Source organism: Caballeronia sp. TF1N1 (assembly GCF_022878925.1).
Taxonomy (GTDB): Bacteria; Pseudomonadota; Gammaproteobacteria; order Burkholderiales; family Burkholderiaceae; genus Caballeronia.
Genome location: NZ_CP084628.1, coordinates 1,122,622 through 1,149,510 on the forward strand (window position 1 = coordinate 1,122,622; position 26,889 = coordinate 1,149,510).

Genomic DNA, 26,889 nt, shown 5'->3' on the forward strand with positions numbered 1-26,889 from the left:
ATATGCTAATCCGCCTTCTCGCGGAAAACTCCAATTACTCTGCGATAAAATCGCCATTCTTTAAACATAGTAGGAATGCGAACTAATAAATCGAAGGCGAAAGGATGCCTGCGCTGCCTTGACCAGAGGCGCGGTCGAGAGCCCTCGAGACCTGCGTTAAGCGATGACTGCGTTGACGCCAGGGACTACGCGGAACACTTCGAGTCTGAACGAATTCGGCCGGGATTTGCAGGTCGCTTCTCGAACTACAGAGTTGCGCAAACGCTTTTCCTTAACGGCGCTTCGTGAGGCGGCAATATGAAAAAACGTGAATGCGTCGTAAAGACAATGCAGAGAGCGTGATCGAAATCTTGAACCATCGATAACGCACGAACGCTTCGGGTAGCGAAGGCTTGCGAAATGCAACCCAACCGCGGACGCGACGTTGTTCAAGAGGAAGAGCTTTAGGGAAACGATGTGACGTGACGTGAACCGATGGCTCAGTGTGTTCACGTCACGCCTGAGTGACCAATGCGGGCGGTGTCAGCGTTTCGACAACCGCACACATGCCAATTCACCCGATCGTCCGCGTCGACATTTTCGGCGTGGATAACAGAGGCGCTGCCTGCAACATTTGCCCCCACTGATAATCCACGCTGTCCGGGAAGAGGGGATATAGTCCACCGCCCGGCGTGAAGGTCATTTCGCCGAAGAAGATCTTGCAGTCGGGTGCATAAAGATCCACGCGCACATAGTCGAAGGATGCCGACAACGCTCTCGCCTTGGCGAGGATCGCGTCGAGGTTGGCCGGGCGCTCGCAAGGCGTCGCACTACGCGGATAGTGTCCGATCCTGATGTCGAGGTGGTTCCACGATTCATCGAAGAAATCTCCGCGCGGATGGCCCGTATAGCGATCGGAGATCAGCAGGACAAACAGCTTGGAAGGGCCCTCTTCGGGATTGAAGCAGTGGATCTTGAAGTCGGCGGGAATGTTGCCTTGTTCATCGAGAAGCAGGGCTTCGAAAAGCAGCCGTGGTTGAATCGCGCGGTAATGCCGCTCGCGCCCGGTTCTGGAAAAGTCGGTTGCAAGCCACCGGTCGGCAAGCGTCCTCAGTTCCTGATAACTCGTTTCCGCTTTGTCGCGGACGATCTTGACGAAGCCGCTGCCGTGATTGGCCTTCATGACGAAGGAGTCGGGCAACGCCTCGAAATCCTCTTCGGTGAAGAGCTCGGACGCCTTGAGCAGCGGAATCAGATGTTCTTCGCCGATCACGCGCCTGACGAAGTCACGCACGATGAGCTTGTCGGCCAGATCGGTAAAGCGCGCGTCCGGGTTCAGACTGCGCCGGAGCATTTTCTCGTTGAAGGTTTCGGGATTTGCAAGACTCGGGAATCGCCCGATCTTTCTGCGATGCTGCAGACGGAGGAAGAGTTCGTCGGGCATCCAATTTTTGAAGGCGTTCGCGATCATCGTGAATTAGATATTCATTCCGTTTTGGCGAAGCAGGGCACGCATAATGTGCCATATTCAAAATAATGCAGCTACTGAATAAGTCGCGGTGAAAATCGCAGCCTTTCAGACGTGAAGAAGGTCACGTGGGTCAAGTATGGCCAGCGACGTGGCTGGTTTTGTGCGCTAACGCACGTTGCGATGGAACGTAAGGGACGTCAAGTTCACGTCTTACTAAATGCGCGGAGTTTATTTCCAAAGCAAGCGCGTGAGGCCCGATATCTCAAGCTCTTTCGAATCTGTATGTAATCAGGTTGATAGATTGCGTTCAGAAGCGATATGCGACCGAGGCCATTCCGTTCACATCCAACCTGCGTTCTGTAATCGGGCTGCCGGCAGCGAAGCGTTCGAGCCGGCCAACGACTGCGACCAGGTTGGCCGACCAGTGCGAAGAGATCGTGTAATTCGCGGCCAGATTGAAGTGGACGTCGCGCAGGCCCGAGCCGGTGGAGTATTGCGGCAATCCGGACGCCACGCTTTCCGGCTGTGAAACGCCGAAGAACGTGCGCGTATAAGCGCCATTGGCCCAAGTCAGCCCCGGCCCCGCCGACAGCAGCAATTTGCCGATGGGCGCGGAGACATAGAGATCCGCCATCGCGGTGAGTCCTTGCCCGGTGCCGCCGATGTCCTGATAAACGGCTGTCGATCCGGTGAAGGCCCAGTACGTGTAATCGGCGAATAGTCGCAGCTTCGGTCCGTAGTGCACGTTGGGCAGGCCGTCGAGTCGCGCGTCATCGGACGATGATCGCGACTGAAAGTCGAAACTCACCGACATGCCTGCGTGGTAGTTCTCCCCGCGCAGCACGTTGACGCCGAGCACGTCCGGACCTTGCGAAAAGATACGGTCGCGCCAGGAAATATCCTGCACGGGCAAGGGAAATACCTTGATCCGCGACGATCCCGGAAACTCGGGGAACACGTACAGTCCTGGCCCGATCGAGATTTTCCAGTCACCATTCGTTTGCGTGTCCGCGTCGGCGGCGTGTGCCGGTCCAAATGCGAGCACGGCCGCAAGCGCCACGCAGGTGCGCGCGATGAACGTTTGTGCGCGCTTCATGCTCTTTTCGCTCCTGCAGCCGTTTGCCGGAGCCGACGCGCCAGGGCACGCGACATCACGGGACCTGTGCCATCGGTGGAGTCGCAGGCAGATGCGCTCTCGCGCAGGAACATCGTGCATTCGCGCGCCACCACTTCGCGCTCGTTGTCGGACGTGATCATGTGATAGGAGTCGTCGAGCCAAATGGTCCGCAAGAACGACGCGCCTATGTTTGCCGCGACGAATCGCGCGTTGTGCGGGCTCGAGGTCTCGTCGTCGATAGCGTGAATAACGAGGCAGTCGCTCGTGACGCGCTTCAGCTTGCCACGCACCGATGCCGCGAGACGGCTGGCCTCGTGCAGCGCGGGCATCGAAATGGATGCCGGGCCGACTTCGCTGATCTCGCCTTTTTGCATCGCGCGGGCGATCTTCGTGCGCAGCGCTTCATTGCGCAGACCATAAGGCTCGTGCTCGCGATAGCGATAGCGCGTACGCAACGGCGTGTAATACGCCCAGTCGAGCAGGAATCGATACCACGGGATGGCCCAGCCGTCATAGTCGAGCGTGACCGAGAGCAACAGCAGGGCGCGCGCGGAAGGGCGTTCATGGGCGACCGCGGCGGCGAGCGCCGCGCCCATCGACAGGCCGCACACCGAAACGTGCCGATGCCGCGCCGCCAGCGCGTCGAATTCCGCCACGGCCGCGCGCAGCCACTCTTCCATCGAAGCGTGTCCGGCGCCCGCGCTGTATCCGGGCAACTCCGGCGTGTGCGTTGCGAAGCCCTCTTCACCGAGATAGCGGGCGAGAAAGCGCAATTCGAGCGGCGAACTGGACAGGCCGTGCAGCAGCAGGACCGCGTGATCCCGGTTCTGTGCGGGGGGAAAGTAAGGCATGTTCATGGTCAGGCAGCCGAACGGAGGACGAGATAATCGCCGGATGGCGTGGCGAAGCGCTCGCAAACACATTCGACGGGCCGCCAGTCCTGCTCGTCCGACTGGAACCGGATACGGTGAAGCCCCGGCAGAAGGGCATCGCTGACGCGGGCAATATCTTCGCCGTGGGCATCGGCATGCTTGGCGCCATATGCGATGCCGGCGCGCGGCGCGTCATCGTCGATAACCGGGGAATTCGCCGCCGCGACGAAATTGGCGGGCGAGACACGCGTCGTCGGATCGAGCGCCTTGATGAGAATCAGCGAACGGTTGTATTGCGTGACGTGCTGGAGCATTCGGTGCATTTCCTCGGTCGCCCGGCGCGTGATGAGGCGTTCGTTGTCGTGACGCAAGAGCATTTCATAGCGCGACTGCGCCACCGAAGCGAGCAACTCGGCGCGATACTGCGCGCGCTTGAGCCGCTCGACGAGCGTCATCATGACGATGGTGATCAACGGATACGACACGAGCAGCTTGATATCCGCGCGGTCGAAGTCCTCGATGCGTGCATAGGGCGGCACGAAGAGAAAGTCGGCAATACACAGTCCGGCAAGCATCACGCAAACCGCCGGCGCAAGACCGCAGTAGTACTCGACGAGAACGGCAATGAGAAACGCCGTTCCGGGCATGACGGGTCCAAGCAGCGGGTGCAGCAGCGTGCGGATGAGTGCGGCGGTAAAGAGCGCGCTTGCCGCGATGATCCATCGTTTGCCGCCGCGCGGCGCCCATCGGCGAGAATTACTGATATGCATGCTATTGCACGAGGCGTGTGACTGTCCTCGTAGTATCGGCGTTCCGGCACGCGACTTTAATGCCATGTGAGGCATAACGGGCTTTCGCGGCGCGCGGGCGCTGGAATGATTATGCTTTTAACGTCTGAAAAAGCTTGATGATGTCGAACGAGAGAATTCGCATGCCCCTGCTGTCCCACGGTCTACGCTTTGCCATTGCCGCTTATCTGCTTGCGGCGCTGACGCTCTTTATGGTGCAGGACCGGATGCTTCTGCCTTCCACTCCGAGCGCGCCGGATCTTCGCACAGTCCCGCACGCTGGTGCAAGCATCGACCTGTTGCAAGTGCGCGACCAATTCGCGGGCTATGTCGTCACTCCGGCCGGGCGCGAACCGCGCGGGACGTTCATGGTTTATCACGGTAACGAGGAGTCAGCCGACACCAAACTGCCGCTCGCCGACGTGTTCGTGCGCGACGGCTACAGGGTGGTGATCGTCGAGTATCCGGGGCACGGCAGACGCCCGGGAGAGCGCACGATGAAGGCGGCGCTGGCCGCATCGCGGGAAGCGTTGGCGGCCACCATCGCGCAGTGGCGCGGGCCGCTTTATCTCGTCGGGGAGTCGCTCGGTGCGGGCATGGCCGCGCAGGTCGTGAAGGGCAATGAAGCAGCGCTCGCGGGCGTCGTTTTGATCACGCCGTGGGACTCGCTCGCCGACGTCGCCGCCGAAAAATATCCGATTTTTCCGATCCGCTGGATGCTGCACGACGGCTTCGATTCCGTCGCCGCCGTGTCGCATTACGACGGCCCGCTCGTGATCGTGGGCGCGCAACTGGATACGCTGATCCCGGTGGAGCACGCGCGCCGTTTCGCAAACGAACACGAACGCGCGCGTTTCATGCTCCTGCCGGCCGCCGATCATGACGACTGGTTCGGCGTCGTGACGCAGGCGGACTGGCGGCAGGTCTTGCAGTGGATGCACGCCGGCTGACGAAGCCCGGCGCCAGCGTTTCCTCGTCGGTCAGTCGCGCGGGCTCAATGCGAGGTCGGCTTGACAGGCGCAACCGGGCTCACTCCGTCGATCGCACGCACCGGGTCGACGTTCTTGGCTTCGACGTGTTCAACTTCGACATCCGTGCCGCGCAGTGTCTCGTTGATCGTCTCGGTGCGCTCGGTTGCCTTGCGGCCCACGACGACTTCCTCGACGACATGCGCGGTCTTCGCGACGACGGCGTGTTCTGCCGTCTCGCGAATTTCCACGAAGCCTTCCTTCAGGTCGGCGGCCGTGGCGGGCCGGTCGACCGGACGGCGCTCGATCGTCGCATGCTCGTCACGCAGATTGACGGTCTCGCTGACAGGCGTTGCAGTGGCGCGCGAATAGACGCGCACGCCGCCGGTTTCGACTTCGCGCTTGCCGACTTCGAGCGACTCACGCGTCACCGCGAATGACTGGCGATCGGCCAGCACTTCATCCGATGTCAACGGCTTCGCGGATGCATCGAAGCCCGCATAACCGCCGCTTTTCCAATGCGCCACGCGTTCGTCGATATCCACGACGCCCGCCTCGTGCATCGTCGAACGCACGAGCGGCACCTGTGATTCTTCCTTCACGTTGACCGTGAGTAACGCGCCACCGCGACGAACCGCTTCCTGATAGTTGCCGATGTCTTCCGACCGGTCGTCGCCAGCGAACATGTTGCCGAAGAAATTCTCGATCTTGCCGACGATGCCGACTTCTTCCGTGGCGGCGGAAGCGGGTCGATCTGCAACCACGGGACGTTCCGCGCCGCTCGTCTCGTCACTGGCGTGCACTTCCATGTCGGCGCGGTCAAGACCGCCTTCCACGAGACGCGCGACCGCGCTTTCGGCTTGCTGAAACGAATCGAATACACCAACGATTGCTTGAGTCATGTTTTGCTCCGGGTAATTTTGAGTGATTTGAATGGCGGCCAGACGTTGCTTCGAAGAACGGCTCAGGAAGATGTCTTGCCCGAGCCCGAGGACGGTATCGCGGGGTCCGCAATCCAGTCTCCAACCGTTCCAACGCGCCTTTCCACGACAACTTCCTGACGTTGCAATTCGGCTCTGTGCACGTCATTTTTTTCGGTCACTACAGTGGTGATGCGGATTTCTTCCTTGAGCATCAGCCTCAGTTCGGTCACGGGCACGTACTCGAAGACGGGCACGACCAACGTGTCGCCTTCATGGCGCGGCGCAAACTCCGCGTCCACGAAACGATTGAGGGCAACGCGTTCTATTCGTGCCGTGCGGTCGTGCAGAACGACGGGCACCTCGCGCGACTCGGTGTGCGTCACGACACGAACGCGCACCATGCCGGTTTCGAGCGTTTCCGTCGATACGTGCAGACGTTCTTCGGTGGCGGTCAAGGTCGACGTTTCCACGACACCTGTCGCCGTTCGATTCTGCGTGCTCATGCGCGGTTCCAGGTTTCGTGGATCAGTCGGATAGTGTTTTTAGCGTGTGACACGGTTGTCCGGCGCAAGGCGTCCTGCGGCACCGGCGCGCAAGGCGACGTCATCGCGAGCGCTGCCGCTTGCATCTTCGAACGGCGGTTGGTGACGGAATCCCGCACCACCCGACACGATCGCGATGATCGCGCCGACGAGAAGTGCAGCGAACGAGAACCACGAAGCGCGGGCGACGCCGCGTGCGGCGGTATCGGCGGCCTGACGTGCATCGGCTTCAGCTTGCGGGCCAGATGCAGCGGCCGTTGCGGAAGCAACCGCGCCTTGAACCTGCGCCTTGAGCGAACCCAGCATCGTGCCGCTTGCGGCCGAAGGGTTGGCCGCGGCGGTAGCCGTCGCACCGGTCGATGCGATGCTGCCTGCCGCACTCACTGCGCTGCCGACAAGCGACGTTGCGCCGTATGCCATCGCGATGATCATCACGGCCCATGCAAGCAGGCCATGCAGCCAGCCAAGAACCGGCGCGCAACGCCCTGCAAAATAGGACCGATGAACACGGCGATGACCGTCATCACGATCATGTAGGCGCCGGAGCCGAACGCGAAGCCGCGCGATGGATCGGGCTGAGTCAGTGGCGACAGCACCGATGCCCCGATAGCGGTTCCGAGCACCGTCAACATGAGGTACGCGATCAGCGAGAGGATGACTCCCGCGATGACGGCGCCCCATGAGACGCGGGGTAGACCATATTGTGTAGTAAGCAGGCGCATAGCGGTATCCAAAAGAATTTAGGAAGCCAAAACAGGCACGTCTAGTGAGCAACGCGTGCTGGCCAACTTGTAGGTGCAATCACCATTCCCACGAAGTGCCGGAGGCGGCTTGAACCGGCATGGACGAAGGTTCGCGCATGCGGTCGGGAGCAAATAGGTGGGATCTGCTTGAGGGTGTCGCGCGGCGGGCGAAGAACACTTATCGCCGCGTTGACCTATCGATGTCCTTCAATGCGGACTCAGGGCGAGTTTGCTTCCACGCGATCGTGTTCATGCTCGAGGCTCTGCGCCTCGATCAGACGATGGATGAACCTCAGCTTTTTCACGGCGCCAGGCGCGAGCGTGAACGGATACGGGTCCGGCATGCCGAGGCTTCGGTTGAGGCTGTTCATGGCATAGGTCAGCATCGTCCATTGCTTCATCAGCAATTCGAAACTCGGCGAGTGAGGCAGCACTTGCGCGGCGAAGTTCGGACCTTTGCGGCTCACTGGCGCGATGTTGATGCCGCATGCGCGCGCGGTGCCGGTGGTATCCACGATATGAAGATAGTGCGCCCAGGTTTCCGCCCAGTCTTCCCAGGGATGCATGGTCGCGTAGGCGCTGACGTGACTCGTCGCCCAGTCGGCAGGCGCGCCGTTGCGATAGTGGCGGGAAAGCGCTTCGCTGTAACTCGCCCGGTCATCGCCGAAGAGCGTGCGGAACGACGCCGTTCGCCGCGCGCCCACCACGAGGCGATCGAAGTAGTAGTGGCCGATCTCGTGTCTGAAGTGACCGAGCAAGGTCCGGTAGGGCTCGCGCATGGCGATGCGTACGCGTTCGCGACGCACGTCGTCTGCCTCGGCGATGTTCATCGTGATGAGGCCGCTATGATGGCCCGTCAACACCTTTTTGCCGCGGCGGCTTTCAAGAAACTCGAATTCGAGCCCGGTTTCCGGATGCTCCTTGCGTGTGTCGACCCGCAATCCCAGCACGGCGAGCGTGTACAGCAAACGACGCTTCGCGGCTTCGAGTCTGGCCCAGTAATAACGACGGCGCGGCGCTTTCAGATTCGGGATCACGGCGGTCAGACGGCAAGAATGACAGAACGGGTCCGGCGAGTCTTCCGGCACCATCCAGTTGCAAACCTTTTCGACCGAATAGTTGTGGCACGGCTTGTAGCGAACGTCGCCGTCCGCCGGCTTCGCTTCCCACCGAGGCCCCTTCAGCTTGACGAATGCGCTCATCTCGCCCGTTTCCGGAATGAAGCCGAGCATCGACCCGCAGCGTTCGCATTGAACGTTTTCGAAGAAGATGAGATGTCCGCAGTCGGTGCAGTGAAACGCTTTCATAACGGACGATTCGTGGGCGTTCTGAAGGTGGACGCGAAGATCATTCGCACGGCTCGCAAATCACCTTGAAGTCGACCAGGGCCGCGCTCCCGAAGGTCATGCTGATTGGCACGTCGGTCGCATCGCGGCCGCGCGCCATGAGTACACGGCCAGTGCGCGGTGCGTTGTTGCGCGGATCGAAAGTCTGCCAGGTTCCGCCGAGATAGGCTTCGAACCATGCACAGAAATCCTGGTCCGCATAAGGCGGCGGCAGGTTCACGTCGCTGATATAGCCGGTGCAATACCGCGCCGGAATGTTCAGGGCGCGGCAGAGCGCCACCGCGAGTTGCGCGTAATCGCGGCACACGCCGATGCCTTCCTGATGCGCTTCGGAAGCCGTGCGCGTGGGCCGTGCCGTCTTGTAGTCGAACTTGATGTGTGCGTGCACGTAATCACAGATGGCGAGAACCTGTGTTCGCCCTTGCGGCAGTCCGCCGAACCGTTGCCACGCGAAGTTGGAAAGCAAGTCGGTTTCGCAATAGCGGCTGCCCAGCAGAAACTGCAGACACTCGTCGGGAAGTTGTTCGACCGGGAGCTGACCATCTTCCAGGGGATAGCTTTCCGGCGTATCGGGCACTTCGAGCACGCCTTCGGTCGCCACGACGAGCGGACCCACAGACGGCGTCACGATACGCGTGCACAAGTTGCCGAAGCCGTCGTAATAGTGCGTGAACGCGAGCGGCGGATCGAACGTAATGCGATCGGCAACGACGACCTTGTCCGACATGGAAGGATGCGTGTTGAGCATGAGCACCGCAGGCGTGGCCTGAGTGCAGTTATAGGTCAATTGAAAACCGACGCGGAGCTTCATGGAGGTGGGTCCAAAGGATTAACGGGCGTACTAGGGCGATCAACCGAACGCCTCGACCTTCGACACGACCCAGGAGATTTTGCCAGCTTCGCCAAGCGCCGCCATTCACCTGATGTATGCATCGGATGAGGACGTTCTTGTTGCATGCCAGCATGAGATAACTTGTCTCAGCAACATCGGGGCCTGGAACCATCGATGCTTGTGAATACACGATAACACCATTACTTTGTCCCAACGCTTTGGAAAGAAAAGCAGCATCCACTCCGAAGCGCGCCAAAACCGGTTCGTTCGACTTGACGCACCTTGCTTGAATCGCTTCAACGGTGTCGCCAATGGAAAACATCAGGAAACCGAAAGATCACAAAAACTTCGCTTGACGCATGCGACCACTCCCGTATGATGGACTCATTGTTGCAATGCAGCAAAAACGGGCGCCGTACCCACGGATCGGCTCGCACGTACCTCTTTATGGAGCGGACAATGTTTCCTATTCTTCAATCATCGGCACCGGCGGCAACGGCACAACTCGAAGCGTTTTTCGGCATCACGAAGCGCTATGCAATGGGACTTCAACAGCTTGCCGATCTGAATGTGCAGACGGTCAAGGCTGTGTTCGAGGAAAGCGCCTCGGTCCTCACGTCGGGTTCGGACGTGAAACCGAGCGACTTCATGGGTTTTCAGTGGACGCTGTTCGCGGAAGTGCCGGAGAAGTCGGCCGCTTATGCGCGCCACTTCTTCCAGATCGTTCGTGAGACGGAAGCCGACATCCTCAAGGAAGCGCGCAGCCAGTACGAGCAATACGGTTCCGGCATGAAGGGCGCGTTCGAATCGGCCATGCAGCAAGGCTCGTCGCAAGTGCAAAAGTCGATTGCTTCGATATCGGATGTGGCCTCGTCCGCGCATGCGGCAAGCGCTGCGCCCAAGCTCATTCTCGATGCAAGCGAGAGCACGGTGGATAGTGTGACTGGTGCGACCAACGCCAGCATCGAGCTATTGAACACCAGCCCCAAACATTCGGCGTGAAGTTTCCGGGAATGTGACATCCGTCGCCAACGCCCGCTTAAGCGGGCTTTTTATTGCGGCCACGCCTGGAGCACTCCGGTGATTTTGCTGGCTTAGAGAGGTCCCGCCATGACAGACAAGATTGCGACCGCCGACGAAGCGATCGGACTGATCCGCGACGGCGACGCCGTCTGCTGCTCGGGATTCGTCGGCATCGGTACACCCGATGAATTGCTGATCGCGCTGGAACGACGTTTCCGAAGCTCCGCCACGCCACGCGATTTGACGGTCGTTTTCGCCGCCGCACCGGGCGACGGCGGCGAACGCGGACTCAACCGCATCGCGCTGCCGGGCCTCATCAGGCGCGCTATTGGCGGACACTGGTCGCTCGTGCCGAAGCTCGCACGCATGGCGACCGACGACCTGATCGAAGCCTACAACCTTCCGCTCGGCACGATGTCGCATCTGTTTCGCGATATCGCGGCGCATCGCGCCGGCACGATCACACAAGTCGGAATCGGTACGTTCGTCGACCCGCGGCTTGGCGGCGGAAAGATCAACGCGAGCACGACGGAAGAGCTCGTCAGCGTCATCGAGATCGATGACAAACCGTGGCTGCTCTACAAAGCCTTTCCGCTCGACGTGGCGCTGATTCGCGGCACCACGGCCGACACCGACGGCAACATCACGATGGAGCGCGAAGCGCTCGTGCTCGACGCGCAAGCTATCGCCATGGCCGCGCATAACGGCAAAGGTCTGGTGATTGCGCAAGTGGAGCGGATCGTTCCAAGCGGCACGCTCGATCCGCGCGCGGTGGTGGTGCCGGGCATTCTCGTCGATCGCATCGTGCTCGCGTCCGCCGGCGCGCAGCCGCAGACATACGGCACGGTCTATGACCCAGCGTTCTCCGCCGAAACGAAAGCCGTGGTCGGCGAGATGAAAAGCCCCGTGCTCGACGAGCGCAAGGTGATCGCACGCCGTTGCGCATTCGAGTTGCCGCCAGGCGGCGTCGTGAATCTCGGGATCGGCGTGCCTGAAGTGGTGGCGGCTGTCGCGGGCGAGGAGCACTTGCTGAGTCATCTGACCTTGACCGCCGAGCCAGGCGTGATCGGCGGCATGCCGCTCGGCGGCCTCGATTTCGGCGCCGCGATCAATGTCGATGCGCTCCTGCATCAGAATCAGCAATTCGATTTCTACGATGGCGGCGGTCTCGATCTCGCCTGCCTGGGCATGGCCGAAGTGGACCGCGGCGGCAACGTCAATGTGAGCCGCTTCGGCGCGCGGCTCATCGGCGCGGGCGGCTTCATCAACATCAGCCAGAACGCGCGCTCCGTGGTGTTCGCGGGCACCTTCACGGCGGGCGGACTCAAGGTGCAGATCGAAGGCGGGCGGCTCGAGATCATCGCGGAAGGCGCGAAGAAAAAGTTCGTGGAGCGCGTCGAACAGATCACTTTCAATGGCGAATTCGCGGCCGCGCGCGGTCAGCCCGTGCTGTATGTGACCGAACGCTGCGTGTTTCGTCGCGTGCCCGAGGGACTCGAACTCACGGAGATCGCACCGGGTATCGATCTCGAACGCGATATCCTCGCGCATATGGACTTTGCACCCATCGTGCGTCAGGTCCGGCTAATGGACCCGCGCATTTTCCTTCTGCAGATCATGGACCTGTCGACCATTCTCACCGAGCGCGGCGCAATGACCCGCGAACTCGCGTTGCAAGGAGACTGCCAATGAAAGCATCCGACCTGTTTGTCAGGGCGCTCGAAAACGAAGGCGTCGATCGTATCTTCGCCGTGCCGGGCGAGGAAAACCTCGATGTCGTGGAATCGCTGCGCAAATCGAGCATTCAGCTCATCGTGACGCGCCATGAGCAGTCGGCGGCCTTCATGGCGGCCACGCACGGTCGTCTGACCGGTCAGCCGGGCGTGTGCATGGCGACGCTCGGTCCCGGCGCGCTGAACCTCGTCACCGGGGCGGCTTACGCGCAACTCGGCGCCATGCCGATGATCCTCATCACCGGCCAGAAGGCCATCATGACCTCGCGGCAGGCGCGCTTTCAGATCGTCGATATCGTGGCGACGATGAAGCCGCTCACCAAGGCATCGCGGCAGATCGTGAGCGGCGCGAGTATTCCGACGGTCATACGCGACGCGTTCCGGCTCGCCGCCGAAGAGCGTCCCGGCCCCGTGCATCTCGAACTCCCGGAAGATGTGGCGGCCACCGAAGTGAGCGACGACGTGGGCATCGTTCCCAGGCATCCGGTCGAGCTGCCCGTCGCGCACGACGCCGCGATCGAACGCGCCGCGAACCTGCTGATGCACGCCGAACGGCCGCTCGTCATGTTCGGCGCGGCGAGTAACCGGCCGCGGCTCGCGGGCCAGTTGACCGACTTCATTCGCCGCACCGGCATCCCGTTCTTCAACACGCAGATGGGCAAGGGCACGGTCGCGGCTATCGGCAACGACGAAGCCACCGAGCTGTGGATGGGCACGGCCGCGCTCAGCGAACGCGACTATCTGCACGAAGCGATCGACCGCGCCGACCTGATCCTCGCAATCGGTCACGACACGGTCGAAAAGCCGCCGTTCTTCATGGGACCGAAGGGGCCGCAGGTGATCCATGTGGGCTACACGCCCGCCAATGTCGAGCAGGTGTTCTTTCCGCATGCGGAAGTGGTCGGCGATCTCGGCTTGAGCCTGTCGCGCCTCGCCGTGCGCGTCGAAGGCAGGTTGCCGTGCGCGGGTGCGCTGGCGCCGCTGCGAGAAGGCATTCTGAAGCGCACGCTCGACCGCGCCGACGAATCGCGCTTTCCGCTGACGCCGCAACGGATCGTCCACGACGTGCGCGAAGTCATGCCCGCCGATGGCATCGTCGCGCTCGACAACGGCATGTACAAGATCTGGTTCGCGCGCTGTTACCGCACACGCAGCGCCAACACGCTGCTCCTCGACAACGCCCTGGCGACGATGGGCGCAGGCCTTCCATCCGCGATGATGGCCGCGCTGCTCTACCCTGAGCGGCGCGTGATGGCGGTGTGCGGCGACGGCGGATTCATGATGAATTCGCAGGAGCTGGAAACCGCGGTGCGGCTGAAGCTGAACCTCGTGGTGCTCATCATTCAGGACGACGCGTACGGCATGATTCGCTGGAAGCAGGCCGTCGACAAGTTCATCGACTGGGGCCTCACCTTCGGCAATCCGGACTTCCTCAAGTATGCCGATGCCTACGGCGCGAAAGGGCGGCGCGTAGAATCGGCCGAAGGGCTGGTTCCGGCGCTGGAGGGCGCGTTCGAGGACGGCGGCGTGCAGCTCGTGATCGTGCCGGTAGACTATTCGGAAAACATTCGCGTGCTTGTCGAGGAACTCGGCAACCGCGGCATCGAGGGGACGAAATGAAGATCAAGGCAGCAGTTCTGAACGCGATGGGTACGGCCACGCCTTACGCGGAATCGAAGCCGCTTCGCATCGAAGAGGTCGAGCTTGCGCCGCCCGGCCCGGGCGAAGTGCTGATCAAGGTCGCGGCGGCGGGGTTGTGTCACTCGGATCTGTCGGTCATCAATGGCGACCGGCCTCGTCCCATGCCGATGGCGCTTGGGCATGAAGCGTCCGGCATCGTCGAGGAACTCGGCGCGGGCGTGACCGATTTGAAAGTGGGCGATCACGTGGTCGTCGTGTTCGTGCCGAGTTGCGGACACTGCGCCCCGTGCGCCGAAGGGCGGCCGGCGTTGTGCGAGCCAGGCGCGGCCGCGAACGGCGCCGGCACGCTGCTGTCCGGCGAGCGGCGGCTTTCGCATGGGGGCGAGCCGCTCAACCATCATCTCGGCTGCTCCGTGTTCGCCGAGTACGCGACCGTGTCGCGCCGCTCGGTCGTGAAGATCGATCCCGCCGTGCCGCTCGGCGATGCCGCGCTCTTCGGCTGCGCGGTGCTCACGGGCGTCGGCGCTGTCGTCAACACGGCGCAGGTGCGTGTCGGTGCGTCGGTGGCGGTGATCGGGCTGGGCGGTGTCGGTCTCGCCGCGCTCATCGGTGCACACGCGGCGGGCGCGCGGCAGATCATCGCCATCGACCTGGCCGACGACAAGCTCGAACAGGCACGCGCGCTCGGGGCCACGCATACGGTCAACGCGGGTCAGGACAATGCGCTCGAACAGATTCGCTCGCTGAGTTCGGGCGGCGTCGAATTCGCATTCGAATTCGCGGGCTCGATTCGCGCGCTGGATCTCGCGTATCGCATCACGCGTCGCGGCGGAATGACGGTGACCGCCGGGCTGCCGCCATCGACCGCCAACTGGCCGCTGCCAGCGGTGAGTCTCGTTGCGGAGGAACGCACGTTGAAGGGCAGTTATATCGGCACGTGCGTGCCGTCACGCGATATTCCCCATTACGTCGATCTCTATTCGCAAGGCCGCTTGCCCGTGAACAAGCTGCTCACGGGACGCCTGAAGCTCGACGAGATCAACCATGGCTTCGACCTGCTGCATGAGGGAAAAGCGATTCGGCAGGTGGTCGTGTTCGATTGATTCGGCTTGACCACGTGTAGCCGCATGAAGTCGTTCGCGAAGGAAGGCAATCGCGCCTTGCCTTCGAGAACGATGTCTTTCGGTTCGCGAAGCTGCCTTGTGACCGCCGCAGTCCATCGAGAAACGCGCTTCGACGACTGCTTGAGGAACGCATCGCGCTTGTCTTCGCTGCGATGATTGCGTGGAAGGCGCGCCTTCAACGCCCTTTCCACGGCACGAGCCGCCGTTCCAGCGCGCGCATGCCGAAGTCGAAGATCCACGCAATCGCACCGATGAGCACGATGCCCATCACCACCACGTCGGTGCGCAGAAAGCTCGACGCGTTCAGCACCATCTGTCCGAGACCGGCGGTGGCCGCGACCATTTCCGCCGCGACGAGCGTGGTCCAGCCAAAGCCGACCGCTATGCGCAAGCCCGTCAGAATCTCGGGCAACGCGGCGGGCAGCACGACATGCCGCACCACTTGCCGAAAGCTCGCGCCGAGCGACCACGCCGCGTTCACTTGCTCGGTGGTCGCGCTGCGCACGCCCGCGCGCGCGGCCATGGCGATCGGCGCGAAACACGCGAGCCAGATGACGACGATCTTCGCGGTTTCATCGATACCGAACCAGATCACGACGAGCGGCAGATAAGCGAGCGGCGGCAGCGGCCGGTAAAACTCCAGAGGCGGATCGAGCACGCCGCGCGCAATCCGGCTCACGCCCATCAAAATGCCGACCGGCACCGCCGTCACGACCGCGAGCGCGAACGCGCCGAACACGCGAATCGCGCTCCACAGCAGATGCTCCGATAGCGGCAGACCGCCCTGAATGCGCCCGTGCACGGCATCGATGAAAGCACGCCACACGGCCTCGGGCGACGGCAGAAAAAGCGGTGGCAACCAGTGAAAATGCGTGGTCGCCCACCACAGCACGGCGATCGCCACGACGCATAACGTGCTCGGCATCGCGGTGGGTCCCGCGCCCGGCATGCCGCGATAGCGCTTGCCACGCTTCGCGCGCCGGGCGCGAGGCACTGCCGCGTTTTCCGAAGGTGGAGCGAAGCGGGCCTCCTGAACGGGCTGCGTCACACGGCCTCCGTGACAGGACGATGCAATCGCCGCGTCAGACGCTCGCGCCACTCGATGAACGCCGGCGATGCCTTCACCGCGCGGGCATCGCGATTCGCGACGTACTCGCGCGAGAACGGCAGTTCGTGCACTTCCTCGATACGGCCCGGACCCGGCGTCATCAACACGAGACGGGTGGCGAGAAAGAGCGCTTCCTCCACGCTATGCGTGATGAAAAACACCGTCTTTTGCGTGCGCGCCCAGACATCGAGCACGAGTTCCTGCACGGTTTCGCGCGTGAGCGCATCGAGTGCGCCCATCGGTTCGTCCATCAGCAGCACTTCGGGATCGCTGGCGAGCGCCCGCGCGATGCCCACGCGCTGCTGCATGCCGCCCGACAGCGCATAGACCTTCGCGTGCTCGTATTGCGCGAGGCCGACGAGGGCAAGCGTGCGGCGCGCGATCTCGCGACGCTTGTCGCGCTTGACGCCGCGAAAGCGTAAGCCGAGCGCGACGTTGTCGAGCACGTCGAGCCAGGGCATGAGCGCGTACTTCTGGAACACGACGCCGCGTTCCGCGCCCGGCCCGAGAATCGGCTCGCCGTTGAGCGACGCTTCGCCTTCGGTTGGATCGAGAAAGCCTGCAAGGCAATTGAGCAGCGTGGTCTTGCCGCATCCGGAAGCGCCGAGCGCGACGACGAACTCGCCGCTGCCGATTTGCAGATCGACGCCCTCGAGCGCGGGCGCGCTCGCGCCTTCATACGTGACGCCGAGATTGCGGATGGACAGCGAAGTCATTTCGCGGCCTGCTGCGCGAAGCGCGGATCGACGCCCGTCGAATAGTCAGCAAGGACGTTCTGGATCGTGCCTTGTTGCTTGAGGAACTGTGCGGTGGCCGTGAGCGACTTCGCGGCGCCGGATTGCTGACCGCCGCCGAGCCAGGTTGGCGACGCCTGTTCTCTCGCGCTTGGAAAGGCGTAGAGCGAGAGACTCGCGGGCACGTCGGCGGCGGTTGCACCGGACTCTCGCGCCACGGCCTCGACCTGTTTCGAACCGGCGGTCCAGTCGGCCTTGTGATCGCGGTATTGCGCGTCGGTATCGGCGAGCACCTTGGTGAGACCCGCCATGAACGCGGCGTTGTCCTGCGCGAACTTGCGCGAGGCGACGAAGCCATCGAAGGTCGCCTTGCCGCTTTCCTTCGCAACTTCGCCCGATGTCACGAGCACCTTGCCGTTCTGCTTGACCTTGGCGAGCACCGGGTCCCAGATGTAGGTCGCGTCGATATTGCCGCGTTCCCACGCCGCCGCCACTTCAGGCGGCCGCAGGTTGACGATCTTCACCGATGAAGGATCGACGCCCGCCTGCTGCAACGCCACGAGCGCATGAAAATGCGAGGTCGATACGAACGGCAGACCCAGCGTCTTGCCCTTCAGATCAGCGAGCTTCGTCACGCCGGAGCCGTTGCGCACGACGAGCGCTTCAGCGTCGTTGATGTTGTCGAGAATCCAGAAGAGCGAGAGATCGACGCCTTGCGACAGGCCGGCCGCGATCGGGCTCGACCCTGCTTCGCCCACTTGTATCGAGCCGGATGCCAGCGCGCGGATCACGTCCGCGCCGCTGCCCAGCTTGCGGTACGTGACCTTGTAGCCGGTCGCCTTTTCGACCGCGCCGCTTGCCTGCGCATAGCGCCACGGCACGACCATGTCCTGATAGCCGATGACGACCTCGCGTGTCTCCGCTTGCGCGTGCATCGGTGCGAGAACGACGGTTCCAAGTGCAAAAGAGGCGAGGCTGGCGAGGAGTTGACGACGGGTCGTGTGTTTCATGGAGCAGGCGCTAAGGTCGTTGTAAAGCCTTCGACTATAGGCACTTCACGTGCCGCGGCTACCAATGTTTTATGCGTAGCAAATCACATCGCGACTGCTTTGGTCTTCATCGAAACCGCACCCTGATGCGCGGCGTAAAAAGCGGCGCGACACTTGACGCCGACGTTCGAAGACGCGCTCCGCATGCACGAGCCGATCGCGCAGTTCGACAAGTCGGACCGTTTAGGCAAGCGCATCGGGTCGACATTCCGTAAGCTTGTCTGAACCCGTGGCGCGCGTGCATTGCTCGATCTCGCGAGCACTGTTTCATCGAAGGGTTCGAGTCCGGGTCGCCGCTTCTTCGAAACGCACTATAGTGGAGGGTGTTTTCAACGAAGAGAGAGGGCTCGCATGATCTCACGCACTCGTTCCACCCTGGCCGCTACGATGCTCGCCGCGACGCTCGCGTATGTCCCCGCCGCGCATGCGCAGCTCGGCAATCTGCTCAATCAGGGGGGCAATAGCGGAGCCGGTGGCGGACTGAGCAGCCTCGGCAGTCTGGGCAGCGGGATGTCGTTGCAATCGCTGACATCGAACAGCACGGGCAACGTAGCCGGCGTGCTCCAGTATTGCATCAAGAACAACTACCTCGGCGGTGGCGCGTCATCGGTCAAGGACGGCTTGATGAGCAAGCTGCCGGGCGGTGCATCGACGAGCGATAGCGGATACACCGACGGCTCCAAGGGCATTCTCAATAGCGGCAGCGGCAAGGTCGATCTGAGCGGCGGCGGGCTCAAGGAGCAGATTACCAAGCAGGTCTGCGACAAGATACTGTCGCAAGGCAAGTCGTTGCTGGGTGGTTGACGGTTTGACGTCGGCAATGGAACGCTTCCGCGAGAGCGTCCTCGACGTTTGCGTCGAAGACGCTCCACGGCTTCTCAAGCGATCCAAAAGCGATGCGCAGCGCTCTCATGCCGAGGCGCCGCGCCGCGCGTTCAAGCGTTAAACATACCGCGCCTCGTCCAGATCGGCGATCAACGTCGGCCCGGTCGGATGCCAGTCGAGCCGCGCCTGCGTCAACGCGCTCGATGCGGGCATATCCAGACCGACGAACATGGCCATCCATCCGAAATGCGCGGCGGCTTCCTCCGGCGCGATGGAAACGGCCGGCAGCTTCAGGCCTCGTCCCAGCGACTCGGCGATCTCACGGCTGCTGACGCCTTCTTCACCCACCGCGTGATATCGCGCGCCCCGTTCGCCCTTTTCCACGACCAGCCGATAAAGCCGCGCGACATCCGACAGATGACCCGCCGGCCAGCGGTTCTGGCCATCGCCGACATAAGCGGATACGCCTTTCTTCCGCGCGACCTCGACGAGCGGCGTAATGAGTCCCTGCTTGAACGGATTGTGGACTTGGGGCAGCCGCACGACCGAGACGTTGATGCCCGCGTCCAGCAACGCATGACCCGCGAGTTCCGACGCGATGCGCGGGTTCGGATGACTCGCGTTGAACACATCCTCGCTCGCCGCCTCGCCATGCGCGCCACCGCCCATCCCGGTTCCCGACGTGATGACGAGCGGCCGGTCCGAGCCTTCGAGCGCCGAGCCGAGCGCGGCAATGACGCGCTTGTCCTTTTCGCAGTTCTCGACGAACCTCGAGAAGTCGTGATCGAAAGCCGTGTGGATGACGGCGTCTGCTTGCGCCGCGCCAGCGACGAGACTGTCCGGCTCTTCCAGCGTGCCGCGATAAACCTCGGCGCCCGCTTTCTCGAGCGTTTGCGCACCCGCGTCGGAGCGCGTCATGCCGAGCACCTGATGCCCGGCGCGAATGAGTTCGGTAACGAGGGCCGAGCCGATAAAACCGGTCGCGCCTGTCAGAAAAATACGCATGGTCAAAGCTCCCTGGTCGTGACCCGCTTACTATCCGATCGTTTCTTATCCCGTTAAAGTAGTGACTTCATCATGGTAAAGCGACTAACAGGGTCTTTATGTCAGTCAACACGGCACGATCGCTGGGCGATTTCCTGAGGAGCCGTCGCTCGCGGCTCGACCCGGCGGGCTTCGGGTATTCCGGGCGCAGACGAACGCCCGGCCTGCGCCGGGAAGAGGTCGCGCAGCGCGCGCATATCAGCCCGACCTGGTACACGTGGCTCGAACAAGGGCGGGGCGGCGCGCCATCGGCGGAAGTGCTCGACCGCATCTCCGGCGCATTGATGCTGACGGATACCGAACGCGAGCATCTCTTCATGTTGGGCCTCGGGCGGCCGCCCGAAGTGCGCTACAAATCGGTCGAAGGCGTTCACCCCCGCTTGCAACACCTGCTCGATTCGCTCGAAGCGAGTCCGGCAATCATCAAGACCGCCATCTGGGATGTGGTCGCGTGGAACCGCGCCGCCGCTGTCGTGCTGACCGACTACGGCACGCTGCCGCCCGGCGAGCGCAATATCCTGCAGTTCCTGTTCCGCAATCCCACCGTCAGGGCCAAGCAGCACGATTGGGAAAGCGTCGCGCGGTTCGTCGTGGGCGCGTTCAGAGCGGATGTGGCGCGTGCCGGACTCGCTTCCGAGGTGAGCGAACTCGTGGACGAACTCTGCGGCGCGAGCCCGGAATTCGAGGCGTTATGGCGCGACAACGATGTGCTGAACCACGGCGACAGCAATGGCATCAAGCGCCTGCTTCATCCCGTGCTCGGTCAGATCGAGTTGGAGTATTCCGCATTCTCCGTCGATGGCCGGCCCGATCTCGGCATGATCGTCTACACGCCAATGGACCCGGTGATAGCCGCGCGCGTCAAGGTCCTCGCTGCCGCGAAGGCGTAACGATCCTATCCAAGTGAGCGCGTTGTTAATTTGCTAAGACCAAAGGCTTCGTTGGTGCGGCATGGCGCGCGTACTAGGATAAAAACGTCGCGGACGCTACGGTCCGCACGCGCATAAACGGAGACCTCCATGCGATACAAGGGATACGACGTGGCACCGTCTGCCCATGCCATGCCGAGCGGCCTGTTCGCGGCAAACCTGACTATCGAGAACAAGGTGTCGCCGCACGGCTCGTCGTTCACGTTCGATGCACTCGATTACTTCTTCGAGGCGGATCACGCGGTCGCGTATGCGTTGCGCTGGGCGCGGATGTGGATCGACCAGCGCAACAAGCGGTTTGCGGCGCTCAGGCGCTAGCAGCAATCTTCACCGCCGCGCCGCGCCATCCGCACCATCTTCTATGCAAATGAATTTTGCTTGGTTCCACTTTCCCACCATGTCTCGCATAGTCGGGATTGATGGCTATAGACGGTTGCCTTTTTGTCGGGCGACTGTCAGGTGACCAAGACGTCGAGCTTCAAACATAGAGGACTGCAACCGTGGCCGTATTCGATATCGATGACATCGTCCAGTCGCTTCAGACGGTGCGCCAGCAATGGCGGGAAGTGCAGCGGCGATCGCTCGAACCGGGCGGGCGCGAACTTCCGGCGCGCGAGGCGCTGACCGATATCGTCGGCGCGATGAAGGGCGCGCTCTTTCCAATGCGGCTCGGACCGCCCGATCTGCGTCAGGAAAGCGAGAACTTTTACGTGGGCCATGCGCTCGACTTCGCGCTGCAAGGGCTTCTCGTGCAAGCAAAGCTGGAACTGCAATATAAGGCGCGTCACGCACCACGCGACGATGCGGCCATCGACGCACGCGCGAGCACCGCGGTGAAGGCCTTCGCGAAGACGTTGCCGCGCATTCGGAGCCTTCTGGACAGCGATATTCTCGCGGCCTATCAGGGCGATCCGGCGGCAGGCAGCGTCGATGAAGTGCTGCTCTGCTATCCCGGCATTCTCGTGATGATTCATCACCGGATCGCGCATGAGTTGTACCGGCTGGAGTTGCCGTTGCTCGCGCGCATCGTCGCGGAACTCGCGCATAGCGAGACGGGCATCGATATTCATCCGGGCGCGAAGATCGGCGCGGGATTCTTCATCGATCATGGCACGGGCGTGGTGATCGGCGAGACGACGGTGATCGGCGACCGCGTGCGCATCTATCAGGCGGTGACGCTCGGCGCCAAACGCTTTCCACGCGATGCCGCAGGGAATCTGGAGAAAGGACTCGCACGGCATCCCGTGGTGGAAGACGATGTCGTCATCTACGCGGGCGCGACCATTCTGGGCCGCGTCACGCTCGGTCAAGGCGCGGTGATCGGCGGCAACGTATGGCTCACGCACGATGTCGCGCCGGGAAGCTACGTGACGCAGGCGCTTTCGCAGAGCGCGGCGGTGTCGCATGCGCAGACGCCGACCCAAACGGTCGTGCAAACGCCCAAGCGCGCGCCGCAAGCCGAACAGGTCACGCCATGAGCACGGTGGTGCGTCACTTCGGCGCGACCGTGCGCGAGTTGCGCGAGTCGTTCGGCTGGACGCAGGAACAACTCGCCGAACATGCGGGGCTCAATCGCTCCTATGTCGGCGAGATAGAACGTGGGACGTGCATCGCTTCCATCGTGACGCTCGACAAGATCGCGCAAGCGTTCAACGTGCCGGCGGGGCGTCTTTTCGGCGCATCGCGTGGAGATCTGGCGTCGCTGATATTGGAGTTCACGCCATCGGCGAAGTGACGCGGGCGCGTCGGGTTCATCGGCCGTATCGCGTGCGATGCATGCACAGACGCTTCTTTTGAAGTGTCTTCGTAAGCCTGCGGCAGCATCGCGCTTGGCGGTCCCGGCGGGCCGTTCCTCAAGACGATCTCAATTCGGAACAAAGGCCGCGCGTCGATGAATCCGCCGATGCCGTCGCCGCATGCGTGGCCATCGGGGTAGGGTGGCCGGCTCGCCAACCCACCCGAATCGGGTGGGTGGTCGTAAGAGGCCTTCGGAATGCATCGACCGGGTCCTACAATCGGGACGAATCACGGCCCCGCTTGCAGAGTCCAGCATGTCCGATCTTGGCGAAACCGCAGTCGAATCCCCCGTGTCTGTCGTGCGTGTGGCGCACAAGTTCGTACCGCCACGCGGCGCACGTCAGTTGATGCCACGAAGCGCCTTGCTGGCCCGCCTGCTCGACGCGCGGCGCCAGCGCTGCATCGTCATTCACGGGCCGGCCGGAAGCGCAAAGACCAGCACGCTCATGGCGTGGCGGCACTCCCTTCTGACGCTCGACTTCGACGTGGCATGGCTGTCGCTCGCGCCTGCGGACGACGAGGTGCGCATATTCTTCGCCGGTCTGCTCGCGAGTCTCGCCTTGGTGGACCGGTCGATCGTCGACATGGCGGAACGCCTCACCGCACGCGATGGCGACGAACTTGCCGTGGAGCATTGGGTCATCGCTCTCGTGCGGGGTGTCGCCCGCCACAAACGCGAACTCGTGCTGATGCTCGACGATGTCCACCATCTCAGGGACGCGCGCATCTTCGAGGCGTTGCGATGGCTGATCGACTACGCGCCGCCGCAACTGCATGTGGTACTGACTTCGCGGCGGCCGTTGCCGCTGTCGCTCGCGCGATTGCGCGCGCAAGGTCTGACCACGGAGTTCGATCAGCAGGACTTGCGTTTCTCCGCCGAGGAATCGGAGCGTTTTCTTCGCGAGCAGTCCGGCCGGATCGGCAAGCGCGACGCACAGGTCGTGCACGAACTCACCGACGGCTGGGCGACCGGCCTCCAGTTATTCGCGAACGACCTCAAAGCCAGACGCGGGGCTCCGCTTGCGCCAGCGAGCGTGTGCGAAGGCGCGGCGTTCGTGGGCTACTTCGAACGCGAGGTGCTGGCCCGCTTGCCCCGCGACGATGTGCTCCTGCTCACCCACGCGGCCCTCTGCGGCCGCTTCTGCGCGCCACTCTGCGCTGATCTGCTGGACCAAGCCGGCGTCGTTGGTGTCGCCATCGACGATATCGCCGCGCAACTCATTCGCCTGGAGGCCGACAATCTGTTCGTCACGTCTGTCGCCCCCGAACAGGAGCGCGATGCGTGGTACCGCCTGCATCCGTTGTTGCGCAGCGTCTTGCTGAACCGCGTGGCAAGTCTGCCAGACGAGGCGCAACGTGGGCTTCATGCAGCGGCATGGCACTGGTTCGATGCGCACGGTCACATGGACGAGGCAGTTCAACATGCCGTGCTTGCGGGAAACAGCGAGGCAGCCGCCAATATGGTCGAGGGATTCGCTCACACGCTGCTCGCGCGCGGCGAATTGCGGCAGCTCGCGAGCCTCATGCGCCGCCTTCCGCCGGGACAAGTGGCGGCGCGCTTCGATCTCCTCGTGATGCAGGCGTATCTGCAAATGTATGCCGGCGAAACCGATGCGCTGCAGCAGGGCATTCGGCAGATTGCACGGCGCAGCGAGCGGTCCGGCCCGCGCGAGCGGTATGCGCTTGCCGTGTTGCGGGGTGGGCTGGCGCTGCAGCGCGACGATACCGACTCCGTGGCCGCCTTGCTGCCGGAATTGCAGCGCGTGCCGTCCGACGCCGACGCCTTCACACGTGCCGGGCGCAGCAACATTCTCTCGTGGATGTTCATCCATCGCGGCGAGTACGCGGAGGCGCGCAAGGTGCTGGAAGAAGGTGCGTCGCGTGAAGGCGCGCCGCGCGGCATCCTGCTCGGCCGATGCATGGGCGGCATGACGCACGCCGCCGAAGGACAGGTGCTGCTCGCGGAGCGCGTTCTGCGCGAGGTGCTGACCGAGGCAGACAAGCAAGGCGCGGCCTATATCGGTATCGCGTGCATGTCGGCGGCGCTGCTGGGCGAGGCGCTTTACGAACTGAACGATGTCGAGGCCGCGCTCGCGCTGCTGGAGAACCGCATCGACCTGCTCGAACGAGTGTCAATTCCCGACACCGTACTGCGCGCGCTGATCGTGCTGGCCGGCGCTCACTGGCTGGGGGGCAGACGCGGCGAAGCGCTCGATTATCTGACGCGTCTCGAAGATTACGCGGCGCGCCGCCAGGTCGACCGGCTGCTCGCCTGCGCGCTCCACTGGCGTTCGCGCTGGCTGCTGGACGACGGCCAGGTCGACGAAGCGGATGCCGCGCTGTCGCGGCTGGAGGCGCTCGCCGTGCGTTACTCGGGCGCGGTGCGCAGCACGGCGTGGGAAATCAGCGTATGCGCCGGTCTTGCCCGTATCGCCATGTGTCTGCATCAGAACGATTTCGACGGCGCCGTCGCGCGTCTGAAGCCGCTCGCCGCGTTGTCCGAGGCGGGCGGGCGGTGGAGCCGCGTGGCGAGCCTGCGCCTGCAGCTGGCCATCGCGGAGCAAGGCCGTTGCAACGACAAACGCGCCCGCGAGCATCTGACCGAGGCGTTGCGCGTGGGCCATCGCCTCGGACTCATGCGCAGCGTGCTCGATGGCGCGGGCGACTCGCAGGCGATGCTCGACGTCGTCGTGTCGGATCCGCACTTCGATCCCGTGCTGGCGTTCTACGCGGAGCGTCTCGTGAATGCGGGGAAAGCACGCGCACGCGTCCCGGCCGGGGCGAGCGGTCCGCAGGCCTCGGGCGATCTGTTGAGCGAACGCGAGAGCGAGGTGCTGAGTCTGCTCGCGCTCGCGCTGCCGAACAAGAAAATAGCGCGCGTCATGGATGTATCGCTCGACACCGTGAAGTGGCATCTGAAAAATATTTATCGAAAGCTCGACGTAACCGGCCGCGATGGCGCTGTCGCCAGAATGCGCGATCTGAACGCCGGCTGACCATGCGCTCGCTGCCCGCTTTCCCGTGCTTTCCACCCTACGCGGGTGGGCTCGTTCCACCCGTTCCCGACGCAGAATGACCTTGTCGAAGCGGCACGCTCCCGCATGCGTGGGCCGCGACAATCCGTCATGAGGAGTGTTCGGTGGAAGTCAAGCGTAATGTCTATCGCGAGGACCATGAAATGCTGCGCGAAACCGCGCGGCGTTTTTTCGAGCGGGAATGCCTGCCCCGTCAGGCCAAATGGGACGAGGCCGGTTGCGTGGATCGTGAGACCTGGCTGAAAGCGGGCCGCGAAGGACTGCTGTGCGTGACCGTGCCGGAAGAATACGGCGGTGGCGGCGGCGACTTCGGGCACTCGGCCATCGTGGCGGAAGAACTGCATCGCGCTGGCGTGTCGGGCTTCAGCTATTCCGTGCATTCGGACATCACCGCGCCGTACATCGTGCGTCTCGGCACCGAGGCGCAGAAACGCAACTGGTTGCCGCCCATTTGTCGCGGCGAGAAGATTCTCGCCATTGCCATGACCGAGCCGGGCACGGGCTCCGACCTGAAGTCCATCCGCACCACGGCGGTCCGCGACGGCGACGAGTACATCATCAACGGCAGCAAAACCTTCATATCCAACGGCCTGAATTGCGACATGGTGGTGGCGGTCTGCAAGACCGACCCGTCCGCAGGCGCAAAAGGCGTAAGCCTCATCATGGTCGAGACCGACCGCGCGGGCTTTCGGCGTGGTCGCAAGCTGGAGAAGGTCGGTCAGGCCGCCGCCGACACGGCCGAACTCTTTTTCGACGACGTTCGCGTGCCCGTCACCAATCTGATCGGTCAGGAAAACGGTGGATTCATCCACCTGATGGAAGAACTGCCGCAGGAGCGCCTGATCATCGCGATCTACAGTGCGGCGAAACTCGAACGCCAACTGGAGCTCACGCTGCAATACGTCAAGGATCGCCGCGCGTTCAATCAGACGGTGTGGGACTTCCAGAACACGAAATTCAAGCTGGCCGATGTCAAGGCGCAAGCGGTGGCCGTACGCACGCTGGTGGACTATTACCTAAGCGAGCATATGGAGCGCAGGCTCACCTTGCAGGAAGCCGCCATCGCCAAGCTGTTCGCGACCGAAACCATGTGGAAGTGCATCGACGAGATGGTGCAGTTGCACGGCGGCTACGGCTACATGCTCGAGTATCCGATCGCGCGCGCGTTCGCCGACATGCGGGTGACGCGCATCTTCGGCGGCACCAGCGAAGTGCTGCGCGACCTGATCTCCAGAAAACTGTAAGCATCCCTACTATTGGCGGGAA

Annotated in this window: 26 protein-coding genes; 12 read left to right on the top strand and 14 right to left on the bottom strand. The window is 62.8% G+C overall.

Annotated elements, in window-relative coordinates; all coding sequences use genetic code 11:
- Positions 1-553: 553 nt before the first annotated feature.
- From LDZ28_RS25840 to LDZ28_RS25855, 4 genes are all read right to left on the bottom strand, one after another.
- On the bottom strand, positions 554-1,423 hold the full coding sequence (locus LDZ28_RS25840; protein ID WP_244830253.1) for an ATP-grasp fold amidoligase family protein: 870 nt from the start codon (positions 1,421-1,423) through the stop codon (positions 554-556).
- 334 nt (positions 1,424-1,757) lie between these two features.
- The gene (locus LDZ28_RS25845) at positions 1,758-2,546 is read right to left on the bottom strand and encodes a MipA/OmpV family protein (protein WP_244830254.1); all 789 of its coding nucleotides are present in this window, start codon (positions 2,544-2,546) and stop codon (positions 1,758-1,760) included.
- Positions 2,543-3,418, bottom strand: coding sequence for a carboxylesterase (locus tag LDZ28_RS25850; RefSeq protein ID WP_244830255.1), 876 nt, complete (start codon positions 3,416-3,418; stop codon positions 2,543-2,545). The genes LDZ28_RS25845 and LDZ28_RS25850 overlap by 4 nt, the downstream gene beginning before the upstream one ends.
- An 8-nt stretch (positions 3,419-3,426) precedes the next feature.
- Positions 3,427-4,209, bottom strand: a complete 783-nt coding sequence (locus LDZ28_RS25855) for a DUF4118 domain-containing protein (protein WP_244830256.1) — start codon at positions 4,207-4,209, stop codon at positions 3,427-3,429.
- A 161-nt stretch (positions 4,210-4,370) separates the two neighbouring features.
- Here LDZ28_RS25855 and LDZ28_RS25860 point away from each other — a divergent pair, with 161 nt between their 5' ends.
- The gene (locus tag LDZ28_RS25860; protein ID WP_244830257.1) at positions 4,371-5,177 is read left to right on the top strand and encodes an alpha/beta hydrolase; all 807 of its coding nucleotides are present in this window, start codon (positions 4,371-4,373) and stop codon (positions 5,175-5,177) included.
- 44 nt (positions 5,178-5,221) lie between these two features.
- Here the strand turns inward: LDZ28_RS25860 and LDZ28_RS25865 are convergent, their stop codons facing one another.
- The 6 genes from LDZ28_RS25865 to LDZ28_RS25885 all read right to left on the bottom strand — a co-directional run bounded on the left by LDZ28_RS25865 (position 5,222) and on the right by LDZ28_RS25885 (position 9,560).
- Positions 5,222-6,097 carry a YsnF/AvaK domain-containing protein gene (locus LDZ28_RS25865; RefSeq protein WP_244830258.1) on the bottom strand — a complete coding sequence of 292 codons (876 nt, stop codon included), beginning with the start codon at positions 6,095-6,097 and terminating at the stop codon, positions 5,222-5,224.
- Between the two features lie 62 nt (positions 6,098-6,159).
- A complete protein-coding gene (locus LDZ28_RS25870; RefSeq protein WP_244830259.1) occupies positions 6,160-6,621 on the bottom strand; it encodes a YsnF/AvaK domain-containing protein in 462 nt (153 codons plus the stop codon).
- A 39-nt stretch (positions 6,622-6,660) separates the two neighbouring features.
- Positions 6,661-7,095: a hypothetical protein gene (locus tag LDZ28_RS32910; protein WP_370652238.1), complete on the bottom strand. Its 435-nt coding sequence runs from the start codon at positions 7,093-7,095 to the stop codon at positions 6,661-6,663.
- Positions 7,092-7,382 (bottom strand): hypothetical protein, encoded by a 291-nt coding sequence (locus LDZ28_RS32915; protein WP_370652239.1) that lies wholly within the window; start codon positions 7,380-7,382, stop codon positions 7,092-7,094. The genes LDZ28_RS32910 and LDZ28_RS32915 overlap by 4 nt, the downstream gene beginning before the upstream one ends.
- Positions 7,383-7,621: 239 nt before the next feature.
- Positions 7,622-8,710, bottom strand: coding sequence for a putative zinc-binding metallopeptidase (locus LDZ28_RS25880; protein WP_244830260.1), 1,089 nt, complete (start codon positions 8,708-8,710; stop codon positions 7,622-7,624).
- Positions 8,711-8,750: 40 nt separating this feature from the next.
- Positions 8,751-9,560 (bottom strand): transglutaminase family protein, encoded by an 810-nt coding sequence (locus LDZ28_RS25885; protein ID WP_244830261.1) that lies wholly within the window; start codon positions 9,558-9,560, stop codon positions 8,751-8,753.
- 480 nt (positions 9,561-10,040) lie between these two features.
- Here LDZ28_RS25885 and LDZ28_RS25890 point away from each other — a divergent pair, with 480 nt between their 5' ends.
- The 4 genes from LDZ28_RS25890 (at position 10,041) to LDZ28_RS25905 (ending at position 15,081) form a co-directional block, all read left to right on the top strand.
- A complete protein-coding gene (locus LDZ28_RS25890) occupies positions 10,041-10,583 on the top strand; it encodes a phasin family protein (protein ID WP_244830262.1) in 543 nt (180 codons plus the stop codon).
- Between the two features lie 108 nt (positions 10,584-10,691).
- Entirely contained in the window at positions 10,692-12,296 is a 1,605-nt protein-coding gene (locus LDZ28_RS25895) for an acyl CoA:acetate/3-ketoacid CoA transferase (RefSeq protein WP_370652240.1), read from the top strand.
- Positions 12,293-13,957, top strand: a complete 1,665-nt coding sequence (locus LDZ28_RS25900) for an acetolactate synthase large subunit (RefSeq protein ID WP_244830263.1) — start codon at positions 12,293-12,295, stop codon at positions 13,955-13,957. The genes LDZ28_RS25895 and LDZ28_RS25900 overlap by 4 nt, the downstream gene beginning before the upstream one ends.
- Complete coding sequence (locus LDZ28_RS25905) at positions 13,954-15,081, top strand: zinc-dependent alcohol dehydrogenase family protein (protein WP_244830264.1); 1,128 nt, start codon at positions 13,954-13,956, stop codon at positions 15,079-15,081. The genes LDZ28_RS25900 and LDZ28_RS25905 overlap by 4 nt, the downstream gene beginning before the upstream one ends.
- A 196-nt stretch (positions 15,082-15,277) precedes the next feature.
- On the opposite strand, the gene LDZ28_RS25910 is transcribed toward LDZ28_RS25905, so the two are convergent.
- The 3 genes from LDZ28_RS25910 to tauA are packed head-to-tail and all read right to left on the bottom strand — an operon-like array spanning position 15,278 to position 17,954.
- Positions 15,278-16,096, bottom strand: a complete 819-nt coding sequence (locus tag LDZ28_RS25910; protein ID WP_244830265.1) for an ABC transporter permease subunit — start codon at positions 16,094-16,096, stop codon at positions 15,278-15,280.
- Positions 16,097-16,146: 50 nt separating this feature from the next.
- On the bottom strand, positions 16,147-16,926 hold the full coding sequence (locus LDZ28_RS25915) for a taurine ABC transporter ATP-binding protein (RefSeq protein ID WP_244830266.1): 780 nt from the start codon (positions 16,924-16,926) through the stop codon (positions 16,147-16,149).
- The gene (tauA, locus tag LDZ28_RS25920) at positions 16,923-17,954 is read right to left on the bottom strand and encodes a taurine ABC transporter substrate-binding protein (RefSeq protein WP_244830267.1); all 1,032 of its coding nucleotides are present in this window, start codon (positions 17,952-17,954) and stop codon (positions 16,923-16,925) included. The genes LDZ28_RS25915 and tauA overlap by 4 nt, the downstream gene beginning before the upstream one ends.
- A 390-nt stretch (positions 17,955-18,344) precedes the next feature.
- Here tauA and LDZ28_RS25925 point away from each other — a divergent pair, with 390 nt between their 5' ends.
- On the top strand, positions 18,345-18,797 hold the full coding sequence (locus LDZ28_RS25925) for a DUF2501 domain-containing protein (RefSeq protein WP_255784742.1): 453 nt from the start codon (positions 18,345-18,347) through the stop codon (positions 18,795-18,797).
- A gap of 138 nt (positions 18,798-18,935) precedes the next feature.
- Here the strand turns inward: LDZ28_RS25925 and LDZ28_RS25930 are convergent, their stop codons facing one another.
- The gene (locus tag LDZ28_RS25930; RefSeq protein ID WP_244830268.1) at positions 18,936-19,823 is read right to left on the bottom strand and encodes an SDR family oxidoreductase; all 888 of its coding nucleotides are present in this window, start codon (positions 19,821-19,823) and stop codon (positions 18,936-18,938) included.
- 98 nt (positions 19,824-19,921) lie between these two features.
- Between LDZ28_RS25930 and LDZ28_RS25935 the strand changes: the two genes are divergently transcribed.
- The 6 genes from LDZ28_RS25935 to LDZ28_RS25960 all read left to right on the top strand — a co-directional run bounded on the left by LDZ28_RS25935 (position 19,922) and on the right by LDZ28_RS25960 (position 26,867).
- Positions 19,922-20,752, top strand: coding sequence for a helix-turn-helix transcriptional regulator (locus LDZ28_RS25935; protein ID WP_244830269.1), 831 nt, complete (start codon positions 19,922-19,924; stop codon positions 20,750-20,752).
- A gap of 129 nt (positions 20,753-20,881) precedes the next feature.
- Positions 20,882-21,109: a hypothetical protein gene (locus tag LDZ28_RS25940; RefSeq protein WP_244830270.1), complete on the top strand. Its 228-nt coding sequence runs from the start codon at positions 20,882-20,884 to the stop codon at positions 21,107-21,109.
- Positions 21,110-21,291: 182 nt separating this feature from the next.
- The gene (gene epsC, locus LDZ28_RS25945) at positions 21,292-22,269 is read left to right on the top strand and encodes a serine O-acetyltransferase EpsC (protein WP_244830271.1); all 978 of its coding nucleotides are present in this window, start codon (positions 21,292-21,294) and stop codon (positions 22,267-22,269) included.
- Positions 22,266-22,526, top strand: a complete 261-nt coding sequence (locus LDZ28_RS25950; protein ID WP_244830272.1) for a helix-turn-helix domain-containing protein — start codon at positions 22,266-22,268, stop codon at positions 22,524-22,526. Before epsC ends, LDZ28_RS25950 begins: the two co-directional genes overlap by 4 nt.
- A gap of 316 nt (positions 22,527-22,842) precedes the next feature.
- On the top strand, positions 22,843-25,584 hold the full coding sequence (locus tag LDZ28_RS25955) for a LuxR C-terminal-related transcriptional regulator (RefSeq protein WP_370652241.1): 2,742 nt from the start codon (positions 22,843-22,845) through the stop codon (positions 25,582-25,584).
- A gap of 143 nt (positions 25,585-25,727) precedes the next feature.
- The gene (locus LDZ28_RS25960; RefSeq protein ID WP_244830273.1) at positions 25,728-26,867 is read left to right on the top strand and encodes an acyl-CoA dehydrogenase family protein; all 1,140 of its coding nucleotides are present in this window, start codon (positions 25,728-25,730) and stop codon (positions 26,865-26,867) included.
- The last annotated feature ends 22 nt before the right edge of the window (positions 26,868-26,889 follow it).